The sequence below is a fragment of the Mesorhizobium sp. WSM3860 genome (assembly GCF_002294995.1).
Taxonomy (GTDB): domain Bacteria; phylum Pseudomonadota; class Alphaproteobacteria; order Rhizobiales; family Rhizobiaceae; genus Mesorhizobium.
This window is the reverse complement of sequence record NZ_NSGF01000002.1, coordinates 83,466-98,520: the sequence shown is the minus strand read 5'-3', so window position 1 is coordinate 98,520 and position 15,055 is coordinate 83,466. Positions and strand designations below refer to the sequence as shown.

The following is a 15,055-nucleotide window of genomic DNA, read 5'->3' as shown; positions in this document are numbered from 1 at the left end:
TGTTGACGGTGACCGGTTCCTTTAGTCGCCAATGGATACCGTCAATCAAGGAGCCACCCGTGAAGCACCAGTTGAGCATCATCATCGGCAGCACGCGGCCGGGACGCGCCGGACCGATCTTCGCCGAGTGGCTGGAGGGCTTCGCGCGCGAGCACGGCAAGCTCGAGCCGGTGCTCGCCGACATTGCCGCCTTCAAGCTGCCGCTGCTGGACGAGCCGCATCATCCGCGCCTGCGCAAATACGAGAACGACCGCACCAAGGCCTGGTCGAAGGCGATCGACGCCGCCGACGCCTTCGTCTTCGTGGCGCCGGAATACAATCACTTCGCTGCTCCGGCAATTGTTAACGCCGTCGACTATCTGCTCAAGGAGTGGCGCTACAAGCCCGCCGCCATCTTCAGCTATGGCGGGGTGTCCGGCGGCCTGCGCGCGGCACAGGCGCTGAAGCCGCTGCTGACGTCCGTCGGCGTCATGCCGATCCCGGAAGGCGTGGCGCTGCCTTCCTACAGGACGCTGCTCGACAAGGAGGGCGCGTATCATCCGAGCGAGCAGGCGCTGGGCGGCGCAAAGACCATGCTGGACGAGTTGTTCCGCTGGAGCGAGGCGCTGAAGGCGCTGCGCGCCGGCCTTCCGGCGGAATAGCAGACGTCCCGATGTGACTGCTGCAGGCCGCGCTCGGGCGCTGCATTCGCAGTTGCATAGTCCCGCTGTCCGCCCCGCACTTCCCGGTGCATTGCGCCCCGGTGGCGAAACGCCGCTCGCCAAGCCGGCAAAATGCCTGCAAACCTTGGAAAAACGGCCATTTGCGCCTATATCTAGGACATCAAAACGGCGCGATTCGGGACCATTTTTCCGCGCCGGATCAGCGACATCAATCAGACAGGTATTTATGAGCGATCAGACCGAAAGCGCCATTGGCGTGGAAGCCGAGTATGGTGCCGATTCTATCAAGGTTTTGAAGGGATTGGATGCTGTCCGCAAGCGGCCTGGCATGTATATTGGCGACACCGACGACGGCTCGGGACTGCATCACATGGTCTATGAGGTGGTGGACAACGCCATCGACGAGGCGCTGGCCGGGCATGCCGATCTCGTCTCGGTGACGCTCAACCCCGACGGCTCGGTGACCGTCATCGACAATGGCCGCGGGATTCCGACCGATATCCATCCCAGCGAGGGCGTCTCGGCGGCCGAAGTGATCATGACCCAGCTGCATGCCGGCGGCAAATTCGACCAGAACTCCTACAAGGTTTCGGGCGGCCTGCACGGCGTCGGCGTCTCTGTGGTCAACGCGCTTTCGGCATGGCTCAAGCTGAAGATCCGCCGCAACGGCGATATCTTCGAGATGTGCTTCACCCACGGCAATGCCGACGCGCCGTTGAAGGTCACCGGCACCTACGAGCAGGACAAGCGACCGGGGACCTATGAGGGACGCAGCGGCAGCGAGATCACCTTCTTCCCGTCGGCCGAAACCTTCACCATGGTCGAGTTCGACTACAACACGCTCGAGCACCGGCTGCGCGAGCTCGCCTTCCTCAATTCCGGCGTGCGCATCGTGCTGACCGACGCGCGGCACGCCGATCTCGTGCGCCACGAGCTGCATTATGACGGTGGGCTCGAGGAATTCGTCAAGTATCTCGACCGGGTGAAGAAGCCGCTGATCGAGAAGCCGATCGCCATTCGCGCCGAGCGGGACGGCATCACCGTCGAGGTGGCGATGTGGTGGAACGACAGCTACCACGAGAACGTGCTGGCCTTCACCAACAACATTCCGCAGCGCGACGGCGGCACTCATCTGGCCGGCTTCCGCGCCGCGCTGACCAGGCAGATCACCGGCTATGGCGAGTCTTCCGGCCAGACCAAGAAGGAGAAGGTTTCGCTCACCGGCGACGACTGCCGCGAAGGCCTGACCGCCGTTCTCTCGGTCAAGGTTCCGGATCCGAAATTCTCCTCGCAGACCAAGGACAAGTTGGTCTCCTCCGAAGTTCGGCCGGTGGTGGAAAGCCTGGTCAACGAGGCGCTGGGCACCTGGCTGGAAGAGCACCCAACCGAAGGCAAGGTGGTGGTGGAGAAGGTGATCCAGGCGGCCGCCGCGCGCGAAGCCGCGCGCAAGGCGCGCGACATCACCCGCAAGAGCACGCTGGGCGTCACCTCGCTGCCCGGCAAGCTTGCCGACTGCCAGGAGCGCGATCCGGCGAAATCGGAAATCTTCATCGTCGAGGGCGACTCGGCCGGCGGCTCGGCCAAGGGCGGGCGCTCGCGCCAGAACCAGGCGATTCTGCCGCTGCGCGGCAAGATCCTGAATGTCGAGCGCGCGCGCTTCGACCGTATGCTCAGCTCCGACATGATCGGCACGCTGATCACCGCGCTCGGCACCTCGATCGGGAAGGACGAGTTCAACGCCGACAAGCTGCGCTACCACAAGATCATTCTGATGACGGACGCCGACGTCGACGGCGCCCATATCCGTACGCTGCTGCTCACCTTTTTCTTCCGACAGATGCCGGAGCTGATCGAGCGCGGCCATCTCTACATCGCCCAGCCGCCGCTCTACAAAGTCACGCGGGGCAAGAGCTCGCAATATCTCAAGGACGAAAGCGCCTATGAAAGATATCTGATCGAGTCGGGGCTGGAAGAAGCTTCACTGACGCTCGCCTCCGGCGAGGTGCGGACCGGACAGGATCTGCGCAGCGCCGTCGACGACGCGCTTGCGGTGCGTCACCTGATCAACGGGCTGCACACGCGCTACAACCGCAGTGTCGTCGAGCAGGCGGCGCTCGCCGGCGCGCTCAACGCCGACGTGCTCGCCAATCTCGGCCGCGCCACCGCCATGGCCGAACACGTCGCCAGGCGGCTCGACATGATCGCCGAGGAGACCGAGCGCGGCTGGACCGGACGGCTGTCGACCTCCAATGACGGGTCGGGCGGCTATGTCTTCGAGCGCACCGTGCGCGGCGTCAAGGACGCGGTCCAGCTCGATGCCGGGCTGATCAATTCGGCCGATGCGCGCCAGCTCGACCGCTATGCGCCGCGCCTGGCGGAAGTCTATGGGGAGCAGCCGGCGCTGCGCCGCAAGGAGACCTCCGAGCTCCTTTCCGGACCGCTGGCGCTGCTCAACGCGGTGTTCGCGGCTGGCCGCAAGGGACTGACCATGCAGCGCTACAAGGGCCTTGGCGAGATGAACGCCGAACAGCTCTGGGAAACCACACTGGATCCGAATGTGCGCTCGCTGCTGCAGGTCAAGGTGGCGGACGCCACCGATGCCGACAGCCTGTTCTCGCGGCTAATGGGCGACGAGGTGGAGCCGCGGCGCGAGTTTATCCAGGACAATGCGCTGTCAGTGGCCAATCTGGATATTTGACGCCGTGCCACTGGCCCTCTCAGCCTGCGGTCCGTCTGCCGTCTGTAGCCGATTGGGGTGATGCTGACCGGGAACAGAAGGTCTCCTGAAACATTGTGACAGATCGATCACAGTTTCTTTCAGGAGGTTTCGATGGGCCGCGGTATCTTGCTCTGGTTGCTCGGGGTTCCGATTCCGATCATCATTCTCATCATGCTTTTTGCCCGCTAGGAGGCTTCGATGCAGCCCACCCTATCGGCAACCGAAGCTCCCGGTACGCTAGAATCCTCCGCCACCGCAGTCAGTTGGGGGCCGATCATCGCTGGCGCTTTCGCAGCATCGGCTTTGACTTTCATCCTGACCTTGCTCGGATCCGGACTCGGGCTGACCATGGTTTCGCCTTGGTCCGCGTCAAATCCTTCGGTCACCACCTTCGCGGCTACCACCGGCGCCTGGTTGATTGTCGTGCAATGGCTGTCGGCGGGTCTAGGCGGTTATCTTGCCGGGCGGTTGCGGACCAAATGGGTTGGCGTCCACACTGACGAGGTCTATTTCCGCGACACCACCCACGGCTTCCTTGCCTGGGCGCTGGCCACGTTGCTTGTCGCCGGTGTTCTCGGCTCGGCCCTGTCGGCTGCAGTGGGGACGGGCGTGCAGGCGGCATCCACTGTCGCGTCGGGCGCCGCGATGGGTGCCTCGGCAGGCGCGTCTGCGAACGCCAACGGCGCCTCCGTTGACAATGCGACATCGTATTTCGTCGACACGCTGTTCCGTCCGGCGGATGTGAGCAAGCTTGCAGCCGCCAATCCGCAGAACGACGCGGCGACCACGGCGCAAGCGTCTCGCATCCTGATCGCGAGTGCCGCCTCCGGTGAGGTGTCGGCCGACGACAAGACCTATCTGGCGCAGCTTGTGGCTGCCCGCACAGGCCTGTCGGAAGCCGACGCCAAGGCCCGTGTCGATGCGGTGATTGCAAAGGTGGAGGACGCCAAGACCAAGGCCAAGCAGGCGGCAGACACCGCCAGGAAGGCAACGGCCTCGTTCGCCCTGATCGGCGCCTTGGCGTTGGTCATCGGCGCCTTCATCGCCAGCGCTGCCGCAGCTCTCGGCGGCAAGCAGCGCGACGAAGACGAGGCGCTTTTCCTATCCAAAGGCTAGACTGAGCCGTCTGGTCGTTGAAAGAGAAAGCCCGGCTGACGGCCGGGCTTTTGCGTCTTTGAGACGGCGAGCCGGATCAGTGATCAAAAGCCTTGACGATTTCCTCGGTCATCTTCTTGGCGTCGCCGAGCAGCATCATGGTTCCGTCCTTGTAGAACAGCGTGTTGTCGATGCCGGCATAGCCGGAGCCGAGCGAGCGCTTGACGAAGAGGCAGGTGCGAGCCTTGTCGACGTCGAGGATCGGCATGCCGTAGATCGGGCTGCTCTTGTCATCTCGCGCGGACGGGTTGGTGACGTCGTTGGCGCCGATGACATAGGCGACGTCGGCCTGCGCGAACTCGGAGTTGATGTCCTCCAATTCGAACACCTCGTCATAAGGGACATTGGCCTCGGCGAGCAGCACGTTCATGTGGCCGGGCATGCGGCCGGCAACCGGATGGATGGCGTATTTCACCTCGACGCCGTTGGCCTTGAGCTTGTCGGCCATCTCGCGCAGCGCATGCTGCGCCTGCGCGACCGCCATGCCGTAACCGGGCACGATGATGACCTTCTGCGCGTTCATCATCAGATATGCGGCGTCGTCGGCCGAGCCCTGCTTGACCGTGCGCTCGATGCCGTCATCAGCCGCTGCCGCCGTCTCGCCGCCGAAGCCGCCGAGAATGACGGAGATGAAGGAGCGGTTCATGCCCTTGCACATGATGTAGGACAGGATCGCACCGGAAGAGCCGACCAGCGCACCGGTGATGATCAGCGCCAGATTGCCGAGCGTGAAGCCAAGCGCCGCCGCAGCCCAGCCGGAATAGGAGTTCAGCATCGAGACCACGACCGGCATGTCGGCGCCGCCGATCGGGATGATCAAGAGCACGCCGAGCACCAGCGAAGCGGCGACGATCAGCCAGAAGATAAGCTTCGATTCGGTGGTGACGAGCAGCACGATCAGCACCACCAGGGCTACGCCAAGCGCGATGTTGATCAGGTGGCGGCCGCCGATCATGATCGGCTTGCCGGACATGCGGCCGTCGAGCTTGAGGAAGGCGATGACCGAACCGGTGAAGGTAATGGCGCCGATGGCGACGCCGAGGCTCATCTCGATCAGCGCCTGGGCATGGATGTCGCCGGCCGTCCCGATGCCAAAGCTTTCCGGCGCGTAGATGGCGGCGGCCGCCACCATCACGGCGGCGAAACCGACGAGCGAGTGGAAGGCGGCGACCAGCTGCGGCATCGAGGTCATGGCGATGCGGCGCGCCACATAGGCGCCGACGCCGCCGCCGATGGCGAGCCCCAGCACGATCAGGCCGAAGCGGCCGGCCGAGGGCAGCGCCAGCGCCAGCGTGGTGCAAAGAGCAATGCCCATGCCGATCATGCCGTAGAGATTGCCCTGGCGGCTGGTGGTCGGATGCGAAAGGCCGCGCAGCGCCAGGATGAACAGGATGCCGGAGACCAAATAGAGGAAGGAAGCGAGATTGACGGTCACGTCACTTTTCCTTCTTCTTGTACATGGCGAGCATGCGCTGGGTGACGAGGAAGCCGCCGAAGATGTTGACCGAGACCAGCACCAGGGCGATGAAGCCGAAGCCCGCCGCAAGGCCGGAAGCCGCGATGCCGACGGCGAGCAGCGCGCCGACGACGATGACCGAGGAGATGGCGTTGGTGACGGCCATCAGCGGCGTGTGCAGCGCCGGCGTCACCGACCAGACGACATAATAGCCGACGAAGATCGCCAGCACGAATATGGCGAAGCGGAAGACGAAGGGATCGATGGCGCCACCCGAGAGCGCGTGCGCCGCATTGCCGGCAGCCTCGGCGCCGGCGGGCGCGTTGGCCAGATCCTGCACCGCGAGGCGTACGGCCGCCGTCGCCTGATCGAGCTGGTCAAGGGCTTTCTGCAGCTGTTCCATCACGCGGTCCCTTCTGGCTTAGGCGAGGGTGACTTGGCTGCGGCCCTCTTCCTGGGCGCCGGTTTCTTGTCGGCGGCATCCGCGACCAGGACCGTGGCCGGGATCGCAGCCGGCTCGGTGCGCGGCGTCTCCGCGGCCTTGGCGAAATTGGGGTGCACGACTTGGCCGGCGTCGGTCAGCATCGTCGCCTTGACCAGCTCGTCATCGCGCTTGATCGCAAGGGTCTTCGTCGCCTTGTCGACCATCGTCTCGAGGAAGGCGTAGAGGTTCTTGGCGTAGAGCAGCGAGGCCGACGCCGCGACGCGGCCCGGCACATTGAGATGACCGACGATCTTGACGCCGTTTTCCGTCGTCACGACCCTGCCGGGCATCGCGCCTTCGACATTGCCGCCGCGCTCGACGGCGAGGTCAACGATCACCGAGCCCGGCTTCATCGAGGCGACCATGGCGGCCGAAATAAGCTTCGGCGCCGGGCGACCGGGAATCAGCGCCGTGGTGATGACGATATCCTGCTTGGCGATGTGCTCGGCGGTCAGTGCCGCCTGCTTGGCCTGATACTCCTTCGACATTTCCTTGGCATAGCCGCCGGCGGTCTCGGCCGCCTTGAATTCCTCGTCCTCGACCGCCAGGAACTTTGCGCCGAGCGACTGCACCTGCTCCTTCACCGCCGGACGCACGTCGGTGGCGGTGACGACGGCGCCGAGACGGCGCGCGGTGGCGATCGCCTGCAGGCCGGCGACGCCGACACCCATGATAAAGGTTTTTGCAGCCGGCACCGTGCCCGCTGCCGTCATCATCATCGGCAGCGCGCGGTCATATTCGGCCGCCGCATCGATCACCGCCTGGTAGCCGGCAAGATTGGCCTGCGAGGACAGAACATCCATCGACTGGGCGCGCGTGATGCGCGGCATGAATTCCATGGAGAAGGCGGTGACGCCGGCACTGGCCATCGCGGCAAGCGCCGCATCGTTGCCATAAGGATCCATGATGCCAATGACGGCCGCGCCCGATTTGTAGCCCTTGAGCTCGGCATCGGTGGGCCGGCGCACCTTCAGCACCACATCGGCGTTCGACGCGTCGGCAGCCTTGCCGATCGCGGCACCCGCCGCGGCAAATTCCTGATCGGTGATGCGCGAGCCCAGGCCGGCTCCCTTCTCGACGATCACCTCGAAGCCCAGGCCCGCCAGCCGTTTCACCGTCTCGGGCGAGGCCGCGACTCGCGGCTCGTTCGCATCAAGCTCACGAGGGATGAATACCGTCTGCCCCACCGGATGATCCTTTCGGCTGGAACCTTGCTGCGCAAGGCGTCGGCCGGGACCTCCGGCGGAACGTCGAACGCAATGGCTTGGAGAGTCTATCGCAGAATGAAATAGCCGACGGCCATGATCACGATGAACAGGATGGTCGCCGAGAAGAAGCCGCCCGCGAAGAAGCCGAAGGCCATGGCCAGCAGAATGGCGGCGCAGACGAGCGAGCCATATTTGGCGAGCGTGAGGAATGCGTTGTAGGTGCGATCATGCTCGGCATAGTCCATCTGCGCGCCCAGTTCGACAGGACCGGTCGGCGTGTGATCAGCCATAGGAATACCCCTTCGAAAATGCCTTCGAGGCACATAGCGAAAAGCCGGAGCAAGAGCAATGGCGCTATTGCCGCACGGCCGGCGACAACAGCTTCAAACGGAAGTTGGAATGGGCGGAAGCGGTTGTTGCGATGAGAGGCCTCGCCGCGGCGAGGGACATCGTGGACCCTTAAAGCGCGTCGCGCCGAAACGGATTCGGGCGACGCGCTTCAAAGCTCGTTTTGATGGGTGCCGCTGCCCAGAACCGCTGCACACTTCCGGGCAACACGCATCAGGCGGCGAGGTGCGGAAAAAGGCCGAGCAGGCCGACAACGATCAGATAAAGCGCGACGATATAGTTGAGCAGGCGCGGGATCACCAGGATCAATATGCCGGCGATCAGCGAGATCAGGGGCGTGAGCGCAAGCGAGTGGATGGTCATAATCGTACTCCTTCCCGTGAAAAACCCGATTTGAGCCGGCGAAAAGCCTGGTGGGCAAGAATGCGGCGCCGCCGATGATCAGTGACGCCGGTACTCGTAACGCGGGAGCCGCGGGGAAGGTTCACGATGCGCGGAAGGACGCCCTCTCAGGCGGCATCGCGATAGTATTTGGCCGTCGGTACGATCGACAGAGGCGTCAGCCGGTTGATGGCCGGATTGGCGAACATCATCCGCTGCTCCACTGGCGTCGACTTGAAGAAGGGGAAGCGGTCGAGCGTTTGGCGCAAATTTTCACCGCAGGGGATCTCGAACAAGGCGATCGGCGCAAGGACACCCGGAAACACCTTGCCTTCTGTCCGCTGCACGGCATGGAAGATGCGGGCGTAGTAAGCGGAATGCTCGACCTTGACCGGCGTCAGCACGGCCGTCTGGCCAAAATAGCTGGAAGCCACCATGCCGAGCCTCAGCGTCAGGAAAGGCAGGACTCCGGGCGCGGGCGCGCTATCCGCGTCGGTTGCGAACCGGGTTCCGTCTATGAAGGTTTCTCCGCGGGCAAGCCGCTCGGCCAAGATCTCCGGATAGGCGTCGACGGAGGGCGAATAGGGGTGCTCGCGGGAAATGTAGTGGAGCCGCAGCGTGCTGACCAAGTGGCCATCGAAATAGACGCCGAACCTGTAGGAATTCGGCAGGTTGTCCCAGCGATCCTCGAACATCCCGCTGGCGATGGGGCCGCACATGCCTGAGTGCAGGTAGGACTGATAGCGAAGGCGGTAAATCGCCTCCAGATCCTCGCCTCCAGTGATCAGACGATAATCGACATGCTCCAGCAATTGCATGATCGAACGATTCAGCGCCGAGCCAGCATTTGCGCCGGCGCCAGCCTGCGCATCGTTTCGTGCAGCATCCATTCTCAAGTCCTCGTATCCGCCTGTAAACAGGCTATTCGAGTCAAAATGAGACACAAGCCGAAAATTCGATACTGCTCGTTTACCTTCCGTTAACCTTAACAGGGCGCCGGAAAGGGTTGCGCGGAAAAGTCGACCGGACGCCTGGACCTTGGCTCGCGTTCGACATCAAGGAGATCGCGGATGCCAGAACTGAAAGCACTGGACCGCCACAGCTACCAGTAATATAGGGAATCCAGCCAAAATATTCGGATGTATTGAGTTTCTTGAAGAAAACAAAAGTGAACTTTTGACCCTGAAAAATTCGGATCAAAATCTTCCGATTTGGCGAAAATGGCCTAAGCAACCGCATTCTCAGCCCTGATCGACGAAGTTCGCAAAAAAGCGGCTATCTGGCCGACCGTCTGGGGGCGAGGCGCAGGTCGGCGGCGAATGGCCAGGTGACGTTCGACATCGTCTCGATGCCGGACGCGCTGAGCGCGGCGCCGAACAGGAAGCCTTGCACGAGGTCCGGCTTGACCGAACGCACCAATACCTTCAGCTGCTCGAAAGTCTCCACCCCCTCGATGGTGACGACCAGGCCCAGCGTCCGGGTCAAGCCGACGATACCCTTCAGAAGATCGAGCGACTGGGGGCTCTGGGTCACGTCGATCAGGAAGGAGCGGTCGATCTTGATCTTGTCGAGCGGCAGCTTGTGCAGGTAGCTGAGGCTGGAATAGCCGGTGCCGAAGTCGTCGAGCGCGATGCGGACGCCCAGCGCTTTCAGCTCTTCGATCAGCTCGCGGGTCAGCGATTTGTCGTCGAGCAAGGCAGTCTCCGTCACCTCGATCTCGAGCCGGTGCGGTGCAAGGCCCGACGCCGCCAAGGCATCGCGCACCTTCTGCACGACGTCACGATTGCGGAAGTCCTTGGCCGACAGATTGATCGAAACGCTGGTCTGGGCCGGCCATTTGGCGCATTCGGCGCAGGCCGCCTGCAGCACGAAGGAGCTGATCTCGGAGATGATGCCCATCTCCTCGGCCAGCGGAATGAAGACGCCCGGCGAAATCGGGCCGAGATCGGGATGATCCCAGCGGCAGAGCGCCTCGCAGCTGGCGATGCGCATGGTGCTCATCGACACGATCGGCTGGTAGACGACGCGCAACTCCTTGGCTTGCACGGCGCTGCGCAGATCGGCCTTCATCAGCTGGCGATTGCGGAAGGCGGCATCCATCGATGCCTCGAACAGCCGCCAGCTGTTCTTGCCGAGTTCCTTGGCCTTGTAGAGCGCGAGGTCTGCCTTGACGATCATGCCGTCGACGTCGGTGTCCTTGACCACGGACAACACCGCGCCGCCGCTGGTCTGGATGCGCAGGCCGTGACCGGCGACGTCGACTTCGCCCTGCAGGTCGGCGAAGATCTCGTCTAGCAGGCTGCTGAGATGGCTCTCGTCCTCGATGCGATCGAAATAGATCATGAACTCGTCGCCGCCGAAGCGGCTGACATTAATGCCCGGCCCGGCAACCGCCGCCAGCCGCTCGGCTACGGCGTAGATCAAACCGTCGCCGACCGGGTGGCCGAGCGTGTCGTTGACGCTCTTGAAATCGTCGAGGTCGAGCACCGCCAGGCCGCAGAGCCGGTCGCGGTCGCCGGACGCCATCGCCTCGCCGACCAGCTCGTGGAAATAGGCACGGTTCGGCAAGCCGGTGAGGTTGTCGTAGCGCGCCATGAAACGGATCTTTTCCTCCGCCTCGACGCGGGCCGTGACGTCCTCGAAGGTGATGACGCCGAGTTCCTGGCTGCCTTCGCGGGCGGAGAACTCGTAGTGCTGGCCGTTGGCCAGCGATACAAGCACCTTGCGGTCCCGGCCCTCGCGCAAGGCGCGCGTCAGTTGGGCCTCGATATAGCGGCAATCCTTGGGCGCCAGCATGCCGCCGGCGACGCCGCGCATTAGCAGGCCGTGGATCGAGCGGCCGAGCAGCGCGTCGGCCGATTTCAGCGACATCAGATGGGCGGCCTCGGCATTGGCAACGGCGACGCGCCCGTCGGGGCCGAGCATGACCAGGCCGTGCGACATCGTGTTGAGCGCGCGGTCGAACCTGCGCGTCAGGTTTCTCGCCTGCTTGTGGCCGATGACCGCCGAGAACAGTACGTTGCGGACATGATCGGCGCCAGTGATGGTGATGAACGTCATCGGGATGATCATCAGGCCGAGGACGACGGAGGGCGCGTCCATGCGTAGCAGGAGCGCGAGAGCCGCCGGACCGATGAAGGTCACGGAAAAAATCCGCACCATGCGCGGTGACCCATAGTTGCGGGCGACAACCGTGACCAGGGTCGCCAGCGTCAGCGACATCGCCGCCAGCTCGGCGAACGGTTCGGGATAGACATAGATCGACACGAAACACAGCGCGCCCAATCCGAGACCCTGAAGACAGCCCTTCAGGATGTAGCTACGCTCTAACCGCTGCGCGTGTTCGACATCGGCAATCGCGCCACCTGTCCTCAGGAAGCTGCGAATGCCGAAGTAACGGATAAGGCTGACGGAAAGCAGGGCAAAGGAAAACGCCAGGAACAGGGCATTGTGGGTGCGCTGATAGATCATGATTCCGAGGATCGAGTAGCACGCGCCACCGATCAACAACATGTGCGCGTTGTCGAACAACGACCGCACAAATTGGATATAAACATCCGCAGGGATGCTTTCGGTCTTTGTTTTGCCCATAGGGTCGGCCCAACGCTAAGCCTTGTCATGACACAACCGCCTTAAGAAAGGCTTAGAACAGGACCGGCTTGAGCAAGGGCTTCGGTCCGCCTGCCAAGAGCGCAAGGACATGCATGTCGCCCACAAGCGCGCAGCGGTTTGGGAGAACGACATGCGTCAAAACAAAGACTTAAAGCCCGTTGCCTGACTCCATGTCGACGCGACGCGCTTTAGGCCGACTGGACGCCCGGCGCGGCCGCAAGGCGCGACCCAGGCCACCCTTTTGCGGCTTGCGATGTGGGCTGCCGCCGATAGGTCGCTGCCGGGCAAAGAAAGGTTCAAAGGGGCGCCAAGCAAATGCGCGCCTTGTTGCCGGGCGATGCCTCGATCAGGCCGAGTAGCGTTCGGCGAATTCGGAAATGCGCTGCACGACCGCCTTCGGGATATCGACACCGCGCGCCGTCGCCTTTTCAGCGGCCTCTGCCCGGGCACGGCCGGGGATGTGCACGCCGTAGCGCCGCCGCAGCCGGTCGAGCTGGTCCTTCATGCGCTGTTCGAAATCCGGATCGAGCAATTTGGGCTCGATAGCGAGCACGAAGAGCCCGGTTCCGGGGCTGTCCGGCCCGCCGGAGAACCAGGGCGCGTCGAGCGACCAGTTGGCGCCGGAAATGCCCGCCGCCAGCACCTCGACCATAAGCGCGATGTTGGCGCCGCGCTGGCCGCCGAAGGCGAGCATCGCGCCCTTCATCGCCGCTGCCGGGTCGGTGGTCGAGTTGCCGCTGGCATCCAGTGCCCAGCCCTCGGGAATCTTCCTGCCGTCTTCCGCCGCCTTGCGGATGTTGACGAAGGCGGTGGCGCTCGACGATTGGTCGATCACCAAAGGCGGCCCGTCGGCGGCAGGCGCGGCAAAGGACATCGGGTTGGTGCAGTAGACCGGCTTGACCGAGCCCGAGCCTGCAAGCACCGCCGGCCCGTTGGTGGCGGCGAAGGAGACCAGCCCCTGCGCTGCCAGCCGTCCGGTGAAATAGCCGAGCGCGCCGCAGGTATAGGCGTTGCTCTGCGAGAAGATGGCAACGCCGAACAGCCTTGCTGCCTTGACGAGGTCATCGATCGTCCGGTCGAAGCCGGTGTGGGCAAGCCCGCCGCGCGCATCGGAGAGGTAGACGGCCAGCGCCGGCCGGGTGACGACCGGATCGGCATTGCCGTCGATGCGGCCGTCCTCGATCGCCTCCAGATAGTCGATAAAATGCGATAGTCCGACCGTCGACAGACCTTCCGCCTCGGCCGCGATGATCGAGGCAACCAGCGACTGCGTCGCCTCCTCGTTGGCGCCGGCGCCCAGTGCCGCCATGCGGCAGAGCCCTGTTGCCTGGTCGAGAGTGAGTTGCATCGGAGTTGCTCCGCAGCAGCGAGTAGGGAATAGCGAGTAGGGGAGATAAACGAACTACTCGCTATTCGCTACTCTCTATTCGCTAACCGATCTTGACCGGAATTCGAGCCTCGATGCGGCTGAAGATGAGAACGAGGATGCCGGTGATGGTCATGTAGATCAGCGCCAGCAGCAGCAAGGGCTCGTAGGTGAGATAAGTGTCCTGCCGTACCTTGGACGAGACGGCGAAGATATCGATGACGCTGATCGTCGCCACCAGCGGCGTCGACTTGAGCTGCAGCACGGTCTCGCCGGTCAGTGTCGGCAGCGCGCGGAAGAAGGCCTGCGGCAGCCAGATGCGGCGGAAGATCTTTAAGCGGCTCATGCCGAAGGCGCGCGCAGCTTCCAACTGCCCTTTCGGCACGCCAGCGAAGGCGCCGCGCATCACTTCTCCCTCATAGCCGGCGAATGACAAGGTCAGCGCCAATACGCCGTAAGGCCAGGCTTGCCTGAGATAGGGCCACATCCAGGACTCGCGAATCCATGGATATTGCGGAAACAGCGATCCAAGCCCGTAATAGAGCAGCCAGAGTTGCAGCAGCAGCGGCGTACCGCGGATGATGGTGCAGAAGATCTTGGCCGGCACGGCGAACCAGAACGGCCCGCCGGCCTGCGCCAGCCCAAGCGGCACGGCGAGCATGAAGCCCAGCGCGCAGGTGACGACGAGGATCCACAGCGATCGCCAGATGCCGAGCAGCCCCATCTGCCAATATTGCGGCAGCCAGTCCCAGCGCATGAAGAAGGCCGCGCAGAGGACCAATCCCAGCGCGATGAGGATCAGTACGATGCGGTGCGGCTTGAGCCAGAGCGAGGCACGCGCCGCCATGTTGATCGTGGTCGCTTCGGCCGACATCAGCGCGCCTCCTTGACGGAAGGCATGCCCCGCCGCGACCAGGCCTCGACGCGGCCGATGATCACGCTGGAAAACAGCGTCAGCGCCAGATAAAGCGCGCCGGCAGCAAGATAGAAGACCAGATAGGCCTTGGTGACGCCGGCCGCCTGACGCGTCGCAAGCGTCAGTTCGAAGAAGCCGACGACGGCAAGCAACGCGGTGTCCTTGGTGGCAATCAACCACAGATTGGCAAGACCGGGAATGGCGAAAGGCAGCATTGCCGGCAATGTTATGCGCCTCAACATCAGGCTGGGCGGCATGCCATAGGCGCGGGCGGCCTCGATCTGGCCTTGTGGGATGGCCAGGATGGCGCCGCGGATGACTTCTGTGGAATAGGCGCCCTGGACGACACCAAGGACAAAAATGCCGGCGGCCAGCCCGCTGATGTCGACGCGCTGGTAACCCATCGCAGTCAGCACCTGATTGATGAGATCGGTGCCGGCGTAATAGAGCAGAAGGATCAGCACCAGTTCCGGCACGGCGCGCACCACCGTGGTGTAGACGGCGAGCAGATCGCGCGTCACCGGTCCGCCGTAGAGCTTGCCCCAGGCGCCGCCGGTGCCGATCAAAAGGCCAAGGCAGGTGGCGCCGATGGCGATCTCGATCGAATGCAGCAATCCGACCAGCAGGGTACCGCCCCAGCCGGGCGGCACCGGCGACAGGAGTTCGATGATGCCGGCCGCCGAGGCCGGAAGAAAGGCATTGATCAGCTTCGCCCCCGAATTGCTGGCAGCCGACCGCAGCGTTCAGC

At 63.6% G+C, this 15,055-nt stretch carries 13 protein-coding genes; 3 read left to right on the top strand and 10 right to left on the bottom strand.

Going from position 1 to position 15,055, the window contains the following annotated elements; genetic code table 11:
* Nucleotides 1–59: 59 nt before the first annotated feature.
* The 3 genes from CK220_RS04390 (at nucleotide 60) to CK220_RS04380 (ending at nucleotide 4,497) form a co-directional block, all read left to right on the top strand.
* Nucleotides 60–641, top strand: coding sequence for an NADPH-dependent FMN reductase (locus tag CK220_RS04390; protein WP_095810377.1), 582 nt, complete (start codon nucleotides 60–62; stop codon nucleotides 639–641).
* A 247-nt stretch (nucleotides 642–888) separates the two neighbouring features.
* Complete coding sequence (gyrB, locus tag CK220_RS04385) at nucleotides 889–3,360, top strand: DNA topoisomerase (ATP-hydrolyzing) subunit B (protein ID WP_095810376.1); 2,472 nt, start codon at nucleotides 889–891, stop codon at nucleotides 3,358–3,360.
* A gap of 219 nt (nucleotides 3,361–3,579) precedes the next feature.
* Nucleotides 3,580–4,497 carry a hypothetical protein gene (locus tag CK220_RS04380; protein ID WP_095810375.1) on the top strand — a complete coding sequence of 306 codons (918 nt, stop codon included), beginning with the start codon at nucleotides 3,580–3,582 and terminating at the stop codon, nucleotides 4,495–4,497.
* Between the two features lie 76 nt (nucleotides 4,498–4,573).
* Here the strand turns inward: CK220_RS04380 and CK220_RS04375 are convergent, their stop codons facing one another.
* The 10 genes from CK220_RS04375 to CK220_RS04330 all read right to left on the bottom strand — a co-directional run bounded on the left by CK220_RS04375 (nucleotide 4,574) and on the right by CK220_RS04330 (nucleotide 14,930).
* On the bottom strand, nucleotides 4,574–5,971 hold the full coding sequence (locus CK220_RS04375) for an NAD(P)(+) transhydrogenase (Re/Si-specific) subunit beta (protein ID WP_095810374.1): 1,398 nt from the start codon (nucleotides 5,969–5,971) through the stop codon (nucleotides 4,574–4,576).
* A gap of 1 nt (nucleotide 5,972) precedes the next feature.
* A complete protein-coding gene (locus CK220_RS04370) occupies nucleotides 5,973–6,395 on the bottom strand; it encodes a proton-translocating transhydrogenase family protein (RefSeq protein WP_067003367.1) in 423 nt (140 codons plus the stop codon).
* Nucleotides 6,395–7,663: a Re/Si-specific NAD(P)(+) transhydrogenase subunit alpha gene (locus tag CK220_RS04365; RefSeq protein ID WP_095810373.1), complete on the bottom strand. Its 1,269-nt coding sequence runs from the start codon at nucleotides 7,661–7,663 to the stop codon at nucleotides 6,395–6,397. The genes CK220_RS04370 and CK220_RS04365 overlap by 1 nt, the downstream gene beginning before the upstream one ends.
* Before the next feature lie 86 nt (nucleotides 7,664–7,749).
* Nucleotides 7,750–7,974 carry an aa3-type cytochrome c oxidase subunit IV gene (locus CK220_RS04360; RefSeq protein ID WP_067003362.1) on the bottom strand — a complete coding sequence of 75 codons (225 nt, stop codon included), beginning with the start codon at nucleotides 7,972–7,974 and terminating at the stop codon, nucleotides 7,750–7,752.
* 271 nt (nucleotides 7,975–8,245) lie between these two features.
* Nucleotides 8,246–8,395 (bottom strand): DUF3096 domain-containing protein, encoded by a 150-nt coding sequence (locus tag CK220_RS04355; RefSeq protein ID WP_095810372.1) that lies wholly within the window; start codon nucleotides 8,393–8,395, stop codon nucleotides 8,246–8,248.
* 146 nt (nucleotides 8,396–8,541) lie between these two features.
* Nucleotides 8,542–9,303, bottom strand: a complete 762-nt coding sequence (locus CK220_RS04350) for a hypothetical protein (protein ID WP_095810371.1) — start codon at nucleotides 9,301–9,303, stop codon at nucleotides 8,542–8,544.
* Between the two features lie 385 nt (nucleotides 9,304–9,688).
* Nucleotides 9,689–12,004, bottom strand: a complete 2,316-nt coding sequence (locus CK220_RS04345; protein WP_095810370.1) for an EAL domain-containing protein — start codon at nucleotides 12,002–12,004, stop codon at nucleotides 9,689–9,691.
* Between the two features lie 367 nt (nucleotides 12,005–12,371).
* Complete coding sequence (locus CK220_RS04340) at nucleotides 12,372–13,373, bottom strand: Ldh family oxidoreductase (RefSeq protein WP_095810369.1); 1,002 nt, start codon at nucleotides 13,371–13,373, stop codon at nucleotides 12,372–12,374.
* 82 nt (nucleotides 13,374–13,455) lie between these two features.
* Nucleotides 13,456–14,265, bottom strand: a complete 810-nt coding sequence (locus CK220_RS04335) for an ABC transporter permease (RefSeq protein ID WP_095810368.1) — start codon at nucleotides 14,263–14,265, stop codon at nucleotides 13,456–13,458.
* Nucleotides 14,265–14,930, bottom strand: a complete 666-nt coding sequence (locus tag CK220_RS04330; RefSeq protein WP_176479000.1) for an ABC transporter permease subunit — start codon at nucleotides 14,928–14,930, stop codon at nucleotides 14,265–14,267. Before CK220_RS04330 ends, CK220_RS04335 begins: the two co-directional genes overlap by 1 nt.
* Nucleotides 14,931–15,055: the final 125 nt, after the last annotated feature.

What these genes read in the sequence shown, in the direction of transcription:
- CK220_RS04350 (WP_095810371.1), bottom strand. Translation starts at nt 9,303, where the DNA reads ATGGATGCTGCACGAAACGATGCGCAGGCTGGCGCCGGCGCAAATGCT.
- CK220_RS04335 (WP_095810368.1), bottom strand. Translation starts at nt 14,265, where the DNA reads ATGTCGGCCGAAGCGACCACGATCAACATGGCGGCGCGTGCCTCGCTC.
- CK220_RS04370 (WP_067003367.1), bottom strand. Translation starts at nt 6,395, where the DNA reads ATGGAACAGCTGCAGAAAGCCCTTGACCAGCTCGATCAGGCGACGGCG.
- CK220_RS04345 (WP_095810370.1), bottom strand. Translation starts at nt 12,004, where the DNA reads ATGGGCAAAACAAAGACCGAAAGCATCCCTGCGGATGTTTATATCCAA.
- CK220_RS04360 (WP_067003362.1), bottom strand. Translation starts at nt 7,974, where the DNA reads ATGGCTGATCACACGCCGACCGGTCCTGTCGAACTGGGCGCGCAGATG.
- gyrB (WP_095810376.1), top strand. Translation starts at nt 889, where the DNA reads ATGAGCGATCAGACCGAAAGCGCCATTGGCGTGGAAGCCGAGTATGGT.
- CK220_RS04340 (WP_095810369.1), bottom strand. Translation starts at nt 13,373, where the DNA reads ATGCAACTCACTCTCGACCAGGCAACAGGGCTCTGCCGCATGGCGGCA.
- CK220_RS04380 (WP_095810375.1), top strand. Translation starts at nt 3,580, where the DNA reads ATGCAGCCCACCCTATCGGCAACCGAAGCTCCCGGTACGCTAGAATCC.
- CK220_RS04355 (WP_095810372.1), bottom strand. Translation starts at nt 8,395, where the DNA reads ATGACCATCCACTCGCTTGCGCTCACGCCCCTGATCTCGCTGATCGCC.